Raw genomic sequence first — 16546 nt, forward strand, 5'->3', positions numbered from 1 at the left:
TTCATTTCCAGAACTAAAATTATTAATTTTTCATTTTAAATTTTTAAATAAAAATCATTTTTAATTTTGGGGCGGTTGCAAAACTAACTTATAGGATTAATTTGCAACGGCCCCTTTTATTTTTTCTTTAAAGGTCTCTTAATATTATCTGCGTTTAAATTTTTTTATAAACTAAGTTTACATTTTGCATTGAAGAAGTCTTTTAGTATATAGAAGACAACACAATCGATTGAAAAAATCTTCTAAAAATAACTTGATTTATAAGAAGGGATGATAAATATGAATAATGATAATAAAAAATTTGATGCAGTATTTGAAGGTGGAGGAGTAAAAGGTGTAGCTTTTGTGGGAGCTATATCTAAGCTTGAAGAAGAAGGATATTCAATAGAAAGATGTGCAGGAACATCAGCTGGAGCTATAATATCAGCACTTTTAGCTGTAGGATATACTTCTAATGAAGTGAAGGAAATAATGCTTAATACAGATTACAACAATTTCTTAGATAAAAATATATCTATACTTAGTTCAGGAAATATATTAGAAAAAGCATCTCATATGTACAATTTATTTACAGACAAAGGTTTTTATAGTGGAGATTATTTTGAAAAATGGATAGACAATCTTCTTAAAGCAAAATCAAAAACAAAGTTTAAAGATGTATGCGTGAACGGAAAATCAAAGCTTAAAATAATTGCTGCTGATATAACTAACAGTACCATGCTAATTTTACCTGATGATCTTAAAAAGTATGGAATAGATCCTATGGAATTTGAAATCTCAAAAGCCGTAAGAATGAGTATGAGTATTCCATTTTTCTTTAAGCCAGTAGAATTAAATAATGATAGAGGTACTAATTTTATTGTAGATGGTGGAATCTTATCTAATTATCCTATATGGATATTTGATACAGAAGGTAAACCGGAATATCCAACTTTTGGTTTTAATCTTGATGAGAATGAGCTAAGCTATACTGCTCAAGGCAAGACTAACTTCTTATATTACTCATATGATGTAATGAGTACTTGTATCTTTAGTCATAATAGTGAAGAAAATTATATTAGAGATAAAGATTTAGTTAGAACAATAGATATACCAACCCTTGGAGTAAGTACAACAGACTTTAATATATCAAGAGAAAAAAGTTTGGCATTATATCAATCTGGATATGATAGTACTGCAAATTTCTTAAAAGAATGGGATTTTGAAAAGTATGTAAATAATTATAGAGATGTAGCATAGAAAATTCTGTTTTTAAGTTACGGTAGAGTTTTTAATAAAAAAGTATAAATAAAATAAGCTGTTATGGAATGATTTTAGTATCATTATTCATAACAGCTTTTTATGAATTAATCTTCAAATGTAAAAGAAAGCTGACCATCACCTTTTAATATTACAGTATGTTTATCTAGTGGAATGTCTAAAAATACATCAGTTGAATTGGTATTATTATTTAAATTAAAATAGTATTTTAATTTATCAGTTGAATCTTCTATTATTATTAGAGTTATTGGCTTGTCGGGTGTGACTAATTTTAATGTTACTTTTTCTCCAATACTTTTATCAAAATGATATATGCCCTCGGTATAAATTTTTGCTGTAGGAACTGGTTCGCTTATATGGGCATTCGTTTTTAGTTGTGTATTTGTAATTGTAGATAAGATAATAAAGATAAAAATAATTAATTTTTTTAGTTTTTTCATTTATGTTTTCCACATCCTTTCTTTAGTAGTGTTCTTTATTTAGATAATATTATTACTATTATTTTTGAAATAACTATATAGAGTTAAGAAGTAATACTATATAAATAAATTGGACTTAAAAAAATATTTTAATACACATTAAATGTAAAAAGAAAATGTGACAAGATGAGAGTATATATTTTAATAACATATATCCGTAATACAAATAAGCTTAACAGAATATATTTGTAAAAAGGTGATAATTTACAGAATATATGATTGGAGGGATCTACAATGGACTTTAATAAATATAATTCACAAATAATTAAGGACATAGATCACTATGTAGCTAGAGCTAAGATTGGAACAATATTAAAATCTGAACAAAAGGAAATTACAGAAGATAATAAAAAAGTAAATACATTTAATGTGATTATTCAACTTAGAAAAGGTGAAGTAATAAAAATAGATGGAAAGAATAATATATATAATTTTACTGTTTCCATTGATGGAAAAGATGTTTATAAATGTGAAAAATGTAACTATAGAGATGAAGAATTTAGACAGTCTATAAAAGATGCTAAAGAATGTATTAATTTTATAAATTGTTTTGAAACTTTAGGAAAAATATTTAAGAAGAAAAGAAAATAGATAATTTATATAAGAACTAGCAGCTGTTAAAGTGAATTTTAAGGTTGTTAGTTCTTCTTTTTTTTATATTTAGGAAATTATATTCTTAAAGAAGATGTGAATAATCCAGATTATAATTTTATTTAAAGGTTAAGAAATGAACTCTAAATAATAAAAAATAATCATATGTTGTATCATTATTCCTGCACTGTGTTTAGAAATAGTTTATGGATAAAAATGGAATATACAAAGTAGCTTAGAGATTTTTAATTATATTTTGAGCTGTAAATTAATATATAATTAATTAAATATTCACTAGAAATTTTTAGTGAATTGTTATAGTGTATTAATTAAGAAATATTGAATACTAGATAATAATAATCAAAAGAAATTTAGATAGAGGGAGTAGACATAATGTATAAAATATTGATTGTAGAAGATGACTTAACTATAGCAAGTATTTTGAAAAATCATTTATGCAAATGGGGATATGAGGCGGAAATTATTTCTGACTTTAACAATGTAGTGAGCTCATTTATTGAATATGATCCACAGCTGGTAGTTCTAGATATTGCATTACCTTTTTATAATGGATTTCACTGGTGTACAGAAATTAGAAAGATATCTAAAGTGCCAATTATTTTTGCATCATCAGCAAGTGATAATATGAACTTAATTATGGCTATAAATATGGGAGCAGATGATTTTATAGCTAAACCTTTTGATTTAAATGTAGTAGTTGCAAAGGTACAGGCTTTGATTAGGAGAACATATTCATTTCAAGGGCAAACAAATATTTTAGAAAGCAATGGCGCTGTTCTTAATTTAGGGGATACAACGTTAACTTACAACAATAAAAAATTAGAATTAAGCAAAAATGAATTTAAGATATTACAAATACTTATAGAAAATAAAAATAAAACAGTATCTCGTGATGATATTATGAGACATCTTTGGAATAGTGATAGTTTTATTGATGATAATACATTAACTGTTAATGTTACTAGACTTAGAAGAAAGTTAGAGGATATAGAACTTAAAGATTTCATTAAGACTAAAAAAGGAATTGGATATATAATAGGTGATTAATATGAAGAAAAATTCTAATTTGTTTATGTTACGTTCTTATATTAAAGAAAAATTAAAAATAATTGCAGCATTTTTTATATTTATACTTATATTTTTTACTGTATATTTTTTGTACCATATACCATTAGAACCAGTTCTATATGCAATGTTATTAACTTGTACATTAGCTTTTTTATTTAGTTTATATGACTTCTATAAATTTTATAATAAGCATTTATATTTAAGGGATATTTTAAATGGAGTAGATGAAAAATTAAATACTTTACCGAAAACTAAAACTTTAATAGAAAAAGATTATCAAAGTATTATTGAAGCTCTGCATAAAAGTAACATGAATCTAGACCATAAAGTTAATAGCAATCATAGTGAAATGATAAATTATTATACAATGTGGGCACATCAAATAAAGACACCAATTTCTGCACTACATATGATTTTGCAATCTATGGATTCTAATGAATATAAAAAAATTATGAATCAAGAAGTATTTAAGATAGAGCAATATGTTGAAATGGTACTTAATTATCTTAGATTAGAAAGTATGTCATCAGATTTACGTTTAGAAGAGTATTGTCTTAATGATATTCTTCATGAAGTAGTAAAAAAATATGCAGTGATATTTATAAATAAGAAAATTTCATTAGACTTAGAAGAATTAGATTATAAAGTGATAACTGACGAAAAGTGGCTTACCTTTGTATTAGAACAAATTTTATCTAATGCATTAAAGTATACTAATGAAGGAAAAATTTCTATTTATATGGATAAGAAGCGAGAAGATACTTTAATAATTAAAGATACTGGTATTGGAATAGAAGAGGAAGATATATTTAGAGTATTTGAAAGAGGATTTACAGGATATAATGGTAGAATGAATAAAAAATCTACGGGGATAGGGTTATATTTATGTAAGGAGATTTTAAATAATCTTTCTAATAAAATATTTATTACTTCTAAAGTAGGAAAAGGAACAGAAGTGGCTATTGATTTTTCAAGAAAAAACATTGAAATATACTAACCTTACACAGATGTAAGATTAAGAGGAGAAATGTAAGTCAAGATTAAGGCAGCGCATTTCTTTTTTTATTATACTTAATTTGTAATAAGGCACATTCAAAAATAATGGCTATGTTTTAGAACAGTGTTGATATTGTAGTATAAAGCTCATGGACAGAGGAATTTACTTTAAGAACTCTAAAATAAAGATTAGTCCAATTAATGCATGCTCCAAATTAAAGATTGATGACAAGCAATTAATTGTACAAATCTTCATTAAGAATTCTAAAAAGCAAATTCCAATGCCAGTTCGCCCTTACACTAAAATATCAACATTTACTTAAAACATAGCGAAAATAATAAACGAGTATCTTTGGTTTATTATTTTATTTAATGTGCCTAAAGATTTGGAGGAAAAATAAGATGGCATTATTAGAAGTTAAAAATTTAAAGAAGATATATACTACAAGATTTGGGGGAAACAAAGTAGAGGCTTTGTCTGATATTTCATTTTCAGTAGAGGAAAATGAATATGTAGCTATTATGGGGGAATCCGGTTCAGGAAAAACTACATTACTTAATATATTAGCATCATTAGATAAACCAACCAATGGTGAAGTGTTATTAGAAGGAAATAATATTGTTAATATAAAAGAAAAAGAAATTTCTGCTTTTCGTAGAAATCATTTAGGATTTGTATTTCAAGATTTTAATTTACTTGATACGTTTTCATTAAAAGATAATATATTTTTACCTTTAGTATTATCAGGTAAAGATTATAAAGAAATGAATGATAGATTAAAGCCTATTGCAAGCAAATTAGGTATTAAAGATATATTAGAAAAATATCCTTATGAAGTTTCTGGGGGACAAAAGCAAAGAGCAGCAATAGCAAGAGCTCTTATCACTTATCCTAAATTAGTATTAGCAGATGAACCAACAGGTGCATTGGATTCAAAATCATCTACAGAACTTTTAAATTTATTTTCAGATATAAATAAATTAGGTCAAACTATAGTAATGGTTACTCATAGTACTAAAGCTGCTAGTCATGCAAGTCGTGTATTATTTATAAAAGATGGGAAACTTTTTCATCAAATTTATAGAGGCGCTATGAATAATGATGAGATGTATCAAAAGATTTCAGATAGTCTTACTGTTTTAACAACAGGGGGTGCTGAAGTTGAGTAATTCATTTTATTTTAAGTTAGCAAATACTAATTTAAAGAAAAATGGAAAAATGTATTTTCCGTATATCATAGCAGGAATTTGTGCTGTAATGACATTTTATACTATGAAATGTATGATGTTAAATAAAGGTTTAGATGTAATGAGGGGGGCAGAACAATTAAAAATGATGCTTGAATTTACAGCTAATGTTATTGCTATATTTTCTGTAATATTTTTGTTTTATACTAATAGTTTCTTAATAAAACGTAGAACAAAGGAATTAGGTCTTTATAATGTTCTTGGAATGGAAAAAAAACATATTTATAAAGTGATTTTTTTTGAAACACTATTAGTATGGCTAATAAGTTTAATAGTAGGACTTATTGGAGGAATTATACTAGGTAAATTACTATTTTTAATATTGCTTAATTTAATAAATTTTAAAGTTACATTGGCTTTTTCTATATCTGTAAAAGCAATTATTTCTACAATAAAAATTTTTACGATAATTTTTATCATTATATTAATAAAGAACTTTATACAAGTAAAAATTTCTAATCCAATAGAATTATTAAAGGGTGGAGAAAAAGGAGAAAGAGTGCCTAAGACGTCAAAAATATTGGCTGTCTCAGGAGCTATTGAGTTGATTTTAGGCTATGGAATAGCAATTACAGTAAAATCTCCAATAGAAGCATTTCAATTGTTTTTTATAGCTGTACTTTTAGTTATGGCCGGAACTTATAGCACTTTTAGATCTGGAAGTATAGCAGTTTTAAAACTATTAAAAAAGAATAAGAAGTTTTTTTATAAACCCAATAATTTCATTTCAGTTTCAAGTATGATATATCGTATGAAACAAAATGCAGTAGGTCTTGCAAATATATGCATTCTTAGTACAGCTGTGTTATTAACAGTATCTACAACAGTATGTTTATATGTTAGTGGAGAAACTAATTTGAAAAATCAACATCCACAGGATATAAGCATATCGCTAGATGATGGAAGTGTTGAAAATATAAATAGTATTAATCATGTAATAAATGAAGAAATAAAATATAATAATATAAACTTAGAAAATAAAATAGCTTTTAATTATGTTGATATGATAACAATAAAAAATGAAGAAAATTTTGAAGTGGCACAAAAAGATATGTCTAATTTTAATAAACTATTTGGACTTGGATTGTTAACTTTAGATGAATATAATGCTATGGAAAACAAAGAAATTTATTTAGAAAATAATGAGGTATTAATATTTTCTCAAGAAGGCAATTTTGGTGAAAAAAATATAAAACTAGGACAAAAAGAATATAAGATAAAAGATGAACTTAATAGTATGAAATTTATAAATAAACAAGATACAGTTTTGATAAAGGGCTACTATGTTGTTGTAAAAGATATGGATATTTTAAAATCTATATATAAAGATATGACTAGTGAAGATCTAAAAAATACAAAGCATAGCATTTCATTTGATGTTAATGGTGATAATAATTATATTATGAATTTTTGTAGTAATATAAGTAGTAAAGTTAATGAAATGCATAATGGAAACTTTACTAGTATTTATACTGATAGAGAGGATCTTTATACAATTAATGGTGGATTTTTATTTATAGGTGTGTTTTTAGGATTGTTATTTACAATGGCAACAGTTTTAATAATTTATTATAAACAAATTTCTGAAGGCTATGATGATAGTAAGAGATTTAATATAATGCAAAAGGTTGGTATGAGCAAAGAAGAAGTTAAAAAGACTATAAGTAAACAAATATTAATGGTGTTTTTCTTACCGTTAGTAACAGCTGTAATTCATATAGCTTTTGCTTTTAAAGAAATGAAGAAAATGTTAGCTTTGTTTGCAATAAGCAATACAAAAATACTTTTACAATGCACATTAGGGACAATAATAGTTTTTACCATTGTATATATATTAGTTTATATGTTGACAGCTAAAACTTATTATAAAATTGTTGAACAAGAGGATTAGATAATTAGGGTATGTTTTAAAGAAGAGTGTTAATATATGAATAAAAAAAGTGAGCTGAGCAATTAAATTTAGGAATACTAAAATGACTATAGTCCCATTTTAGCTTGTTCCAAATATAAAATTGAGACAAGCAATAAATGTGAATATTAAAAGGAAACTAGACTTCGCTGAGTAAGTTCGAAAATATAAATATAAAATTTAGGTTCTCACTTAACTATTCTCAAAATTCAATTACAATGCCACTTTTCTAACATATGCTTAAAACGTGGTAATATTAAATTTGAATATGTAGGAACATGATGAAAGTACTATTTAGATGAAATTACATCTAAATAGTACTTTTTGTGTTTAAAAATAGTTGAACTATGTTTGAGAATTATTATCTCTGGTATATACTATATAATGAGAATAAGAAAGGAAATCGGATTATGAAAATTAAAAATAAAAAAATATTAGTATCTATAATAGTTATTTTGATAGCAGCTATTGGCTTAATAGGTTATAAAATATCTATAAATAACAAAGCAGTTCAGGGAATGAAACAGTATAAGGTTATAGTTACAGATACAGAAAATACATTTAATGACGAATTTCGTATTAAGACAGAAGAAACATCACTTGGCAAGGATTTAGATAATAGAGATCTTATAGAAGCTGAAAAAGGACCGTATGGAAGGTTTGTTACAGTAGTACATGGAAAAACAGCTGATCAAGGCAAACAACAATGGTGGCAATTAATCGTTAATGGAGAAGCTGCATCAACTGCAATAGATGATGTAATGATACATAATGGCGATGAAGTAAGATTAATCTTAACGACTGGATGGTAATTTATGAAGATTTCTATAAAAGAATTAATTTTGTTTGGAATATTAGGCGCAATTTTAACAATTGCTCAAGTATCTTTAAATTTTATTCCTAATATTGAAGCGGTTAGTTTACTTATAATAATTTATTCGTTGATTTATGATAAAAAATCAATTTTTAGTATCTTTATATTTATAATTATGATGGGACTTATATATGGATTTGGATCATGGTGGTTTGGGTATATAATATTATGGCCAGTACTTAACATTGTGACTTGCTTACTAAGCAAGTTTATAAAAAATAGATATTTAATCTTATCTTTATATTCAGGCACATTTGGTTTATTATTTGGATTTTTTTATGCAATACCATATGCAATATTTGGTGGTATAAATGCAGGGATAGTTTATTGGGTTGCGGGTATTCCATATGATATAATTCATGGGGTAGGAAACTATTTTATAATGCTTTTTTTAGGAGAGAAACTTTATAAGTTATTATTAAACTTAAATAATAAATATTTTCATTAGAATAAATTTAAATCAATGATTAAGGGGGGAGGGAGATTTGATGGATAATAAAGAAAAGATTTTTTATGTATTAAAGAAGTATTATGGATATAGTACTTTAAGAAGAGGACAATATGAAATAATAAACAGTATTCTTAATTGCAAAGATACCTTTTGTCTTATGCCTACAGGTGCAGGAAAATCAATTTGTTATCAAATACCAGCCTTAATTTTTAATGGTATAACTCTTGTAATTTCACCATTAATATCTCTGATGAAAGATCAAGTTGATAATCTTGTTGAAAGTGGTATAAAAGCAGCATACATAAACAGTACTCAAAGCATTGAGGAGATTAAAAACATATTATTAGAAGCTTCCATAAATGAATATAAAATAATATATATTGCGCCTGAAAGACTGGAATCAAATATATTTAGAAATATGATAAAGGATTTAGATATTTCTCAAATAGCTATTGATGAAGCTCATTGTGTATCTCAATGGGGTCATGATTTTAGAAAAAGCTATTTGCAAATTTCAGAGTTTTATAAGTTTTTAAAGAATAAACCAGTAATTTCTGCATTTACAGCAACAGCTACAAAAGAGGTAAAAGATGATGCAATAAATCTTTTAGGTTTATTTAAACCGTATATATACATAGGTGATATTAATAGAGAAAATTTAAACTTAACTGTTTTAAAAGAAATTGATAAATTAGAAGAACTAAAAGATATTATAAGAAGTCATGAAGAACAATCAGGAATAGTATATTGTGCTTCACAAAAAGAAGTAGATAATCTTTATTACTATTTAAATGACTTAGGGTATAGTGTCGGAAAATATCATGGCGGGCTTAAAGATGAAGAAAAAGAAAGTTTTCAAGAAGGTTTTTTATTTGAAAAATTTAATGTAATGATTGCAACTAATGCATTTGGAATGGGCATTGATAAGTCAAATATAAGATTCATTGTACATTTTACTATCCCTCAAAATATAGAATGTTATTATCAGGAAATAGGAAGAGGGGGAAGAGATGGAGAAAAATGCCATTGCTATCTTTTCTACTATGAGAGTGATATAAGAAGAGTCGAATATATAATAAATAAGAGTTCATCTTTTAAAACACGAGAAGTTCATCTTAGAAAATTACAATATATGATTGATTATTGCAATTTAAAAGAATGTTATAGAAAATATATATTAAATTATTTTGGAAATGATAGAAAATTAAATTACTGCAATAATTGCGGTAATTGCTTAAATGATGATGAGCTAAAAGACTTTACAAAGGAAAGTCAAATGGTTTTATCAACGGTTTTTAGAACAAGAGAAAAATATGGAATATCAGTACTTATAGATATATTAAAAGGGTTTAAAGGTCCTAAAATAATACAAAATAATTTAGATAAAGTAACAACTTATGGAATAATGAGAGAGTATGGAAGTTCATTGATTAAGGATTTGATTAATAGTTTATTAAAGCAAGGATATGTAGATTTAAAAGAAGGAACATATTCAATGTTAAAACTTAATCAACGTTCATACAAGGTCTTAAAAAATAAAGAAAAAGTTATATTTAAGATTTTAAATAAAGAAGAAAGTATTTTAAATAGAGAATTATTTGAAGCATTAAAAAAATGGAGAAAAGAAAAAGCCTTTAAAGAAAATAAAAAACCATACATAATTTTTTCGGATACAACTTTAATTGATATATGCAATAATAAACCTGATAATGTAGAAAAACTACTAGATATCAGAGGTGTTGGTGAAAAGAAAATAAATGATTACGGGGAAGAAATATTAAAAATAATTGCTCTGTTTTAAACTAAATATTACGATGTATTTAAAGGAAAGTGAAGTTTAAGCTAAGTTAATTAGTTTAAACTTCACTTATTTTTATTAAGTATATTAATGATTTTACAAAAATTTGTCATACTGTTACCTTTTCATTGAATATATTTTAATAAAAAGGAGGCGGGTATATGGACTTTAAAGAGTTTATACAAATAGATAGAGAAAAGAATGGTAAAAATAAATTTTCAGGAACTTTTTTAGATTATTTAGAATTGGTAAAGAAAGATCCTGATATTGCTAAATTATCACATAAGAGAGTTTATGACATGATTTTAAAACAAGGAGTAGAGGAATTAAAAGGAGATGAAAATCCTAGAATAAGAAAAATATATGGTAATGATGTAATAAGAAGATATGGATTTTTTAAGAATGAATTTTATGGCATTGATAAAGTAATAATGAAAATATGTAATTATTTTAAATCAGCAGCTATGAAAGGTGAAGAAGTAAGACAAGTATTATATCTTGTAGGTCCAGTTGGAGCAGGTAAATCTTCATTGGTTGAAAGTATAAAAAATGCACTTGAAGATTGTGATTCTATATATGCATTAGAGGGATGCCCTATGCATGAAGAACCATTACACCTTATACCTAAGCATTTAAGACCTAAGTTTGAAGAAATGTTAGGCGTTCAAATTGAAGGAGATTTATGTCCCATATGTAAATATAGATTAAGTAATGAATTTAAAGGAAAATATGAAGAATTTCCAATTGAAACAACAGATTTTTCAGTAAGATCTAGAAAAGGAATAGGTGTTGTGCCGCCAGTAGATCCTAACAATCAAGATACTTCTATTTTGAATGGATCTATTGATATATCTAAAATGGATTTGTATTCTGAAGATGATCCAAGAATATTCTCTTTGAATGGGGCATTTAATGTTGGTAATAGAGGTATGGTAGAGTTTATAGAAGTTTTCAAAAATGATGTTGAATATCTTCATACTATTATTACTGCAACACAAGAAAAATCAATACCTTCACCAGGAAAAGGCTCAATGCTTTATTTTGATGGAGTAATATTAGCACATTCAAATGAAGCAGAATGGAGTAAGTTTAAATCAGATCATACCAATGAAGCTATTTTAGATAGAATAGTAAAAATAGAGGTTCCTTATTGTTTAGAATTAGATGAGGAAGTAAAAATATATAAGAAGATTTTAAATAGAAGTAATTTTAAAGCTCATATAGCACCTCATACTATTGAGATAGCTGCTATGTTTGCAATTTTATCAAGATTATCTCAATCAGCTAAAGCGGATCCAATAACTAAATTAAAGATTTATAATGGTGAAGAGATTGTAGAAAAGGGAAGCACTAAGAGAATTGATATATTGGAATTAAGAGAAGAAGCTGGACAGTATGAAGGCATGAAAGGAATTAGTACTAGATTTATTATAAAAGTCATAGATAATGCTCTTGCTGATTCAGAATATGATTGTATAAATCCTTTAAGCATAATGGAAAGTTTAATAAGATCAGTTAAGGAAATGGATATATCAGCTGATGAAAAGAAAGTGTATTTAGGATTTATTCAAGATACTATAAGAAAAGAATATAATAAAGTTCTAGAAAAGGAAATTACCAAGGCGTTTATAGTTTCATTTAGAGAACAAGCAGAAAGCCTATTTAATAATTATATAGATAATGCAGAAGCCTTTGTAAATAAGAATAAAATTAAGGATGTATCTACTGGGGAAGAACTTAATCCAGATGAAGAATTTATGAGAAATATTGAAGAACAAATAGGAGTTTATGATGCATCATCTAAAGGATTTAGAAGTGATGTAACTTCATATATGTTCTATGTTGTTAGAAATGGTGGAAAGATTGATTATACTTCATATGAGCCACTTAAAGATGCAATAGAAAAGAAACTTATAGCTTCAGTTAAAGATTTGTCTAGGATTATAACAAAATCAAAAGTTAGAAATGAAGAGCAAGCAGAAAAGTATAATTCTATGGTAGATGAAATGAAACGAAATGGTTATTGTCTTCATTGTTGTGATGTAATATTAAAATATGCTGCTAACAACTTATGGAAGGACTAAATTAGCATATGGCAATTTTTAGGGATAGAACTGATAAGCAAGTAGATCACGATAGAGCAATAGAAGATAAAAGAAGGCATAGACAATTAGTTGAAAAATCAATTAAAGAAAATTTAGGCGATATCTTATCTGAAGAGAGTATAGTGGGTCAAAGTAAAAATAAAAAATTTAAAATACCTATAAAAAGTATTAAAGAATATCAATTTGTATATGGAAAAAATTCTAAAGGGGTAGCTACTGGAACTGGTGAAGAAAAACGTGGAGATAAAATAGAGTCAGGCTCTAAAAAAGCAATTGGAAAAGGTAATAAAGGTGCAGGTAATGAAGAAGGGGATGAAGTTTATGAAACTGAAATTACTCTTGATGAACTTATGGAATATATATCTGACGAGCTGAATTTACCTAATTTAGATGAGAAGAAGTATTCAGAAATAATAACTGATAGTTGTGGAAAGAAAAAAGGATATCAAAGACATGGAATAAGGCCAAGACTTGCTAAAAAAAGAACAGTTATGGCTAAGATATCTAGAAAGCAAAGTAAAAAAAGAGCCCTAATAGAAGAAGGCAGAGATTATAAAACTGAAAGATTTCCATTTAGAGAAGAAGATCTTAGATATTACAAAGTTAAGTTGCAACCTAAAAAAGCAAGTAATGCAGTTATGATATTCATTATGGATGCTTCAGGATCTATGGATTCAACAAAGAAATATTTAGCAAGATCATATTTCTTTGTACTATCTAGATTTTTAAAAAGAAAATATAACAATATAGCATTTGAATTTATATACCATACTACTGTTGCTAAAAGAGTAAGTGAATATGAATTCTTCCACAAATCTGAATCAGGAGGTACGTATATATCAAGTGGTATAGTAGAGGCTATAAAATTAATAGATGAAAAATATCCTCCAAGTGAATGGAATATATATCCTGTTTATGCCAGTGATGGTGATAATTGGTCTGAAGATAATATAAAAGCAATAGAATCAGTAAAGGAAATTTGTAAGATTAGTAATATGTTTGGATATGCAGAGTTTTTACCATCAACTTATACTCAAACTATGTACTATAAATTCAATAAAGACATTAATGAAAAGAATTTTATTTCTGTAGTTATTAAAGAGAAAAAGGATTTATGGGAAGCTTTAAAGACTATGCTTAAACAGGAATTAAAGGAGGATTAGTAAAATGAGCTACACTTTAAGGGAGATTGAAGAATGGAATGATAAAATAGAGAAAAAGGTTATAGAGTATGGCTTAGATTTTTATAGTCAAGAATTTGAGTTTATAGACTTTAACGAGATGTTAGGATATGAATCATATGTAGGAATGCCATCAAGATATCCTCATTGGAGCTATGGTAAAGCGTATGAAAAGAATAAGATGTTGTATTCGTTGAATCTTACAGGACTTCCTTATGAAATGGTAATTAATTCTGATCCTTGTTTAGCATATCTAATGAAAGAAAATACATTATTACTTCAAATACTAACTATGGCTCATGTATATGGACATAATGATTTTTTCAAGAATAACAGGTTATTTAAAGAAGGCACTAATGCAAAATATACCATTGAAATGTTTAAATTAGATGCTGATATTATAAGAAGATATATTAATAACCCGAGTATTGGATATAAAAAAGTTGAAAGAATATTAGATGCAGCTCATGCTATAAGGTATCAAATTGGAAGAGTCATTGGAGTTAAGAAGTTATCACATGAGGAAATAAAACAAAGTATGATTAAAGACTATGAAAGTAAATTAGATAATAGAGGAATATTAAATCAAGATGAGAAGATTGAATTTCCGAATTTAGATAAAATCCCAATAGAGCCAGAGGATGATGTAGTAGATTTTATAATAAAGTATGGGGACTTACAGGAATGGGAAAGAACAGTTCTGAAAATTGTAAAAAGAGAAACAGAATATTTTCTTCCTCAAATTGAAACTAAAATAATGAATGAGGGGTGGGCAAGCTACACTCATTATAATATATTGAAAGAATTAAACTTACCAGATGGACTACACTTTGAATTTTTAAAGAGGCATAATGATGTTATAGCACCTATTGTAGGGGGATTAAATCCTTATTATGTAGGCTTCAAAATATTTGAGGATTTAGATAAAAAATATGGCAAAGAAAAAATATTTGAAGTAAGAGAAATTGAAAGAGATAGTTCATTCTTGAGAAGATATTTGACTAGGGAATTATGTGAAGAACTTAATCTATTCGAGTATAATAAAAGAACATTTGATATTGTTGTTGAAGAAGTTTCTGATGAAGATGGCTGGAAAGCAATTAGGGATAATTTAAGCTATACTTGTGGTATAGGTGGAATTCCTTATATTAGAGTTATTGATCTTAATACTAAGGATTATACATTAACGTTGGAGCATGTATTTGATGGAAGAGAATTAGAATTAAATTATGCAAAAAAAACTTTAAAATATATTCAAGAATTGTGGGGTAAAAAAGTAAAGTTAATTACTAAAGACTCTGATAAGAAAGATGTTGTTATAACTTGCAATATGGATAAAGAAATTACAATTAGTTGAATTATTCCCAAAAAGGATATGAGTTTTTTCTTATATCCTTTTATCTGTGCAAAAAAATTATGGCTCTTTAAAATAAATATTATTGATTTTGTTTACATAACTAGATTGTAACAAAAAGAAATAAAATGAATATCGTAATATAAGGTGTGACATTATAGATACAATAAATGTCTAAATAATATTTAGGAGATAAATATGAATTTAAAGGGTAGTAAAACAGAAAAAAATTTATATAAGACTTTTGCAGGGGAATGTAGAGCTAGAAGTACTTATAATTTATATGCAGAAAAAGCAAGACTAGAGGGCTTCAGATGGGTTGCTAAAGTATTTGATGAAACAGCTGAAAATGAATATGGTCATTCAAGGGAAGCTTTTAAGAGATATTTAGGCAATGTAAAAACAACTGAAGAAAATTTAGTGTCAGCTGCAATTGGAGAGGCAAATGAAACTAAAAATATTTATAAGGAATTTGAAGATGTTGCTAGAGAAGAAGGATTTTTAGAAATAGCTGACTTTTATAAAGAACTTAGAGAAGTTGAAGAATCACATGAAAAAAGATATTTAGAATTAGCTGAAAAGGTTAAATTGGGTATATTATTTAAATGTGAAGAAAAGTGTTATTGGAAATGTTTAAATTGTGGATATATTTATGAAGGAAATGAAGCTCCAAATGTATGTCCATTATGTAAATATCCTAGAGCATACTTTGAAAAAATCTGTAAAAAAGATGCGGAAAAATAGGAGGATAATAAATTATGTATTTTAAATTTCCAAATGATTTTTTAATCCCTGTTAAATCAGTAAGTGATTTAATAGATGATTTAAATACAGAAAATTTAAGGACAGATAAAGATGAAAATATTGAAGAAGAAATAACTGAAGAAAAAGAAACTGAAATTAAAGAAGAAAAAGAAGAAGTACTTTTAAATAAACGTGGATTACAAGGTATTGATGAAGTAATAAATGATAAGGAATTTAGTGATTTATTATCTAATAAATGTGATTTTTCAGAGGAATGTAAAATCACGCAAAAAGAAATCTTAGAAGAAGTAGAGAGAAAAGAAGAAATTTCTATTGAAGAAGGATTAAAAGATATTAAAAACAAAAAGATATGGGAAGAAATAGATGAAGAATATTCAGAGAGTCAATTGATGAAATAAAAGAATGTTATAGGTTTTTTAAGTTTAAAAAGCTTATGAAATCTAGGG

At 26.4% G+C, this 16546-nt stretch carries 15 protein-coding genes; 14 read left to right on the forward strand and 1 reads right to left on the reverse strand.

Annotation, left to right across the window (positions count from 1 at the left end):
* The first annotated feature begins 279 nt into the window (after positions 1-279).
* Positions 280-1239 (forward strand): patatin-like phospholipase family protein, encoded by a 960-nt coding sequence (locus RYM86_RS12995; RefSeq protein ID WP_315080977.1) that lies wholly within the window; start codon positions 280-282, stop codon positions 1237-1239.
* A 107-nt stretch (positions 1240-1346) separates the two neighbouring features.
* Here the strand turns inward: RYM86_RS12995 and RYM86_RS13000 are convergent, their stop codons facing one another.
* A complete protein-coding gene (locus tag RYM86_RS13000) occupies positions 1347-1700 on the reverse strand; it encodes a hypothetical protein (protein ID WP_315080978.1) in 354 nt (117 codons plus the stop codon).
* Positions 1701-1973: 273 nt separating this feature from the next.
* Here RYM86_RS13000 and RYM86_RS13005 point away from each other — a divergent pair, with 273 nt between their 5' ends.
* From RYM86_RS13005 to RYM86_RS13065, 13 genes are all read left to right on the forward strand, one after another.
* Positions 1974-2330 carry a hypothetical protein gene (locus RYM86_RS13005; RefSeq protein WP_315080979.1) on the forward strand — a complete coding sequence of 119 codons (357 nt, stop codon included), beginning with the start codon at positions 1974-1976 and terminating at the stop codon, positions 2328-2330.
* Positions 2331-2723: 393 nt separating this feature from the next.
* Positions 2724-3398, forward strand: a complete 675-nt coding sequence (locus tag RYM86_RS13010; RefSeq protein WP_315080980.1) for a response regulator transcription factor — start codon at positions 2724-2726, stop codon at positions 3396-3398.
* A 1-nt stretch (position 3399) separates the two neighbouring features.
* Positions 3400-4416 (forward strand): sensor histidine kinase, encoded by a 1017-nt coding sequence (locus tag RYM86_RS13015; protein WP_315080982.1) that lies wholly within the window; start codon positions 3400-3402, stop codon positions 4414-4416.
* A gap of 401 nt (positions 4417-4817) precedes the next feature.
* Positions 4818-5585 (forward strand): ABC transporter ATP-binding protein, encoded by a 768-nt coding sequence (locus tag RYM86_RS13020; protein WP_315080983.1) that lies wholly within the window; start codon positions 4818-4820, stop codon positions 5583-5585.
* Complete coding sequence (locus RYM86_RS13025; protein ID WP_315080984.1) at positions 5569-7554, forward strand: ABC transporter permease; 1986 nt, start codon at positions 5569-5571, stop codon at positions 7552-7554. The genes RYM86_RS13020 and RYM86_RS13025 overlap by 17 nt, the downstream gene beginning before the upstream one ends.
* 428 nt (positions 7555-7982) lie before the next feature.
* Entirely contained in the window at positions 7983-8384 is a 402-nt protein-coding gene (locus tag RYM86_RS13030) for a DUF4430 domain-containing protein (RefSeq protein ID WP_315080985.1), read from the forward strand.
* 3 nt (positions 8385-8387) lie between these two features.
* Positions 8388-8894 (forward strand): hypothetical protein, encoded by a 507-nt coding sequence (locus RYM86_RS13035; RefSeq protein WP_315080987.1) that lies wholly within the window; start codon positions 8388-8390, stop codon positions 8892-8894.
* Between the two features lie 40 nt (positions 8895-8934).
* The gene (recQ, locus tag RYM86_RS13040) at positions 8935-10698 is read left to right on the forward strand and encodes a DNA helicase RecQ (protein ID WP_315080988.1); all 1764 of its coding nucleotides are present in this window, start codon (positions 8935-8937) and stop codon (positions 10696-10698) included.
* 158 nt (positions 10699-10856) lie between these two features.
* Positions 10857-12779 (forward strand): PrkA family serine protein kinase, encoded by a 1923-nt coding sequence (locus RYM86_RS13045; protein WP_315080989.1) that lies wholly within the window; start codon positions 10857-10859, stop codon positions 12777-12779.
* An 8-nt stretch (positions 12780-12787) separates the two neighbouring features.
* Entirely contained in the window at positions 12788-13963 is a 1176-nt protein-coding gene (locus RYM86_RS13050; RefSeq protein WP_315080990.1) for a YeaH/YhbH family protein, read from the forward strand.
* A gap of 4 nt (positions 13964-13967) precedes the next feature.
* The gene (locus RYM86_RS13055) at positions 13968-15338 is read left to right on the forward strand and encodes a SpoVR family protein (RefSeq protein ID WP_315080992.1); all 1371 of its coding nucleotides are present in this window, start codon (positions 13968-13970) and stop codon (positions 15336-15338) included.
* A 195-nt stretch (positions 15339-15533) separates the two neighbouring features.
* On the forward strand, positions 15534-16079 hold the full coding sequence (locus RYM86_RS13060; protein ID WP_315080994.1) for a rubrerythrin family protein: 546 nt from the start codon (positions 15534-15536) through the stop codon (positions 16077-16079).
* A 14-nt stretch (positions 16080-16093) separates the two neighbouring features.
* On the forward strand, positions 16094-16498 hold the full coding sequence (locus tag RYM86_RS13065) for a hypothetical protein (protein ID WP_315080995.1): 405 nt from the start codon (positions 16094-16096) through the stop codon (positions 16496-16498).
* Positions 16499-16546 lie beyond the last annotated feature (48 nt).

This window comes from uncultured Clostridium sp. (assembly GCF_963527835.1).
GTDB lineage: Bacteria > Bacillota > Clostridia > Clostridiales > Clostridiaceae > Clostridium.

Bases quoted from the DNA above. Each gene is read 5' to 3' on its own strand.
- RYM86_RS13045 (WP_315080989.1), top strand. From the start codon at position 10,857: ATGGACTTTAAAGAGTTTATACAAATAGATAGAGAAAAGAATGGTAAA.
- RYM86_RS13065 (WP_315080995.1), top strand. From the start codon at position 16,094: ATGTATTTTAAATTTCCAAATGATTTTTTAATCCCTGTTAAATCAGTA.
- RYM86_RS13060 (WP_315080994.1), top strand. From the start codon at position 15,534: ATGAATTTAAAGGGTAGTAAAACAGAAAAAAATTTATATAAGACTTTT.
- RYM86_RS13000 (WP_315080978.1), bottom strand. From the start codon at position 1,700: ATGAAAAAACTAAAAAAATTAATTATTTTTATCTTTATTATCTTATCT.
- RYM86_RS13010 (WP_315080980.1), top strand. From the start codon at position 2,724: ATGTATAAAATATTGATTGTAGAAGATGACTTAACTATAGCAAGTATT.
- RYM86_RS13005 (WP_315080979.1), top strand. From the start codon at position 1,974: ATGGACTTTAATAAATATAATTCACAAATAATTAAGGACATAGATCAC.
- recQ (WP_315080988.1), top strand. From the start codon at position 8,935: ATGGATAATAAAGAAAAGATTTTTTATGTATTAAAGAAGTATTATGGA.
- RYM86_RS12995 (WP_315080977.1), top strand. From the start codon at position 280: ATGAATAATGATAATAAAAAATTTGATGCAGTATTTGAAGGTGGAGGA.
- RYM86_RS13030 (WP_315080985.1), top strand. From the start codon at position 7,983: ATGAAAATTAAAAATAAAAAAATATTAGTATCTATAATAGTTATTTTG.
- RYM86_RS13035 (WP_315080987.1), top strand. From the start codon at position 8,388: ATGAAGATTTCTATAAAAGAATTAATTTTGTTTGGAATATTAGGCGCA.
- RYM86_RS13015 (WP_315080982.1), top strand. From the start codon at position 3,400: ATGAAGAAAAATTCTAATTTGTTTATGTTACGTTCTTATATTAAAGAA.
- RYM86_RS13055 (WP_315080992.1), top strand. From the start codon at position 13,968: ATGAGCTACACTTTAAGGGAGATTGAAGAATGGAATGATAAAATAGAG.
- RYM86_RS13020 (WP_315080983.1), top strand. From the start codon at position 4,818: ATGGCATTATTAGAAGTTAAAAATTTAAAGAAGATATATACTACAAGA.
- RYM86_RS13050 (WP_315080990.1), top strand. From the start codon at position 12,788: ATGGCAATTTTTAGGGATAGAACTGATAAGCAAGTAGATCACGATAGA.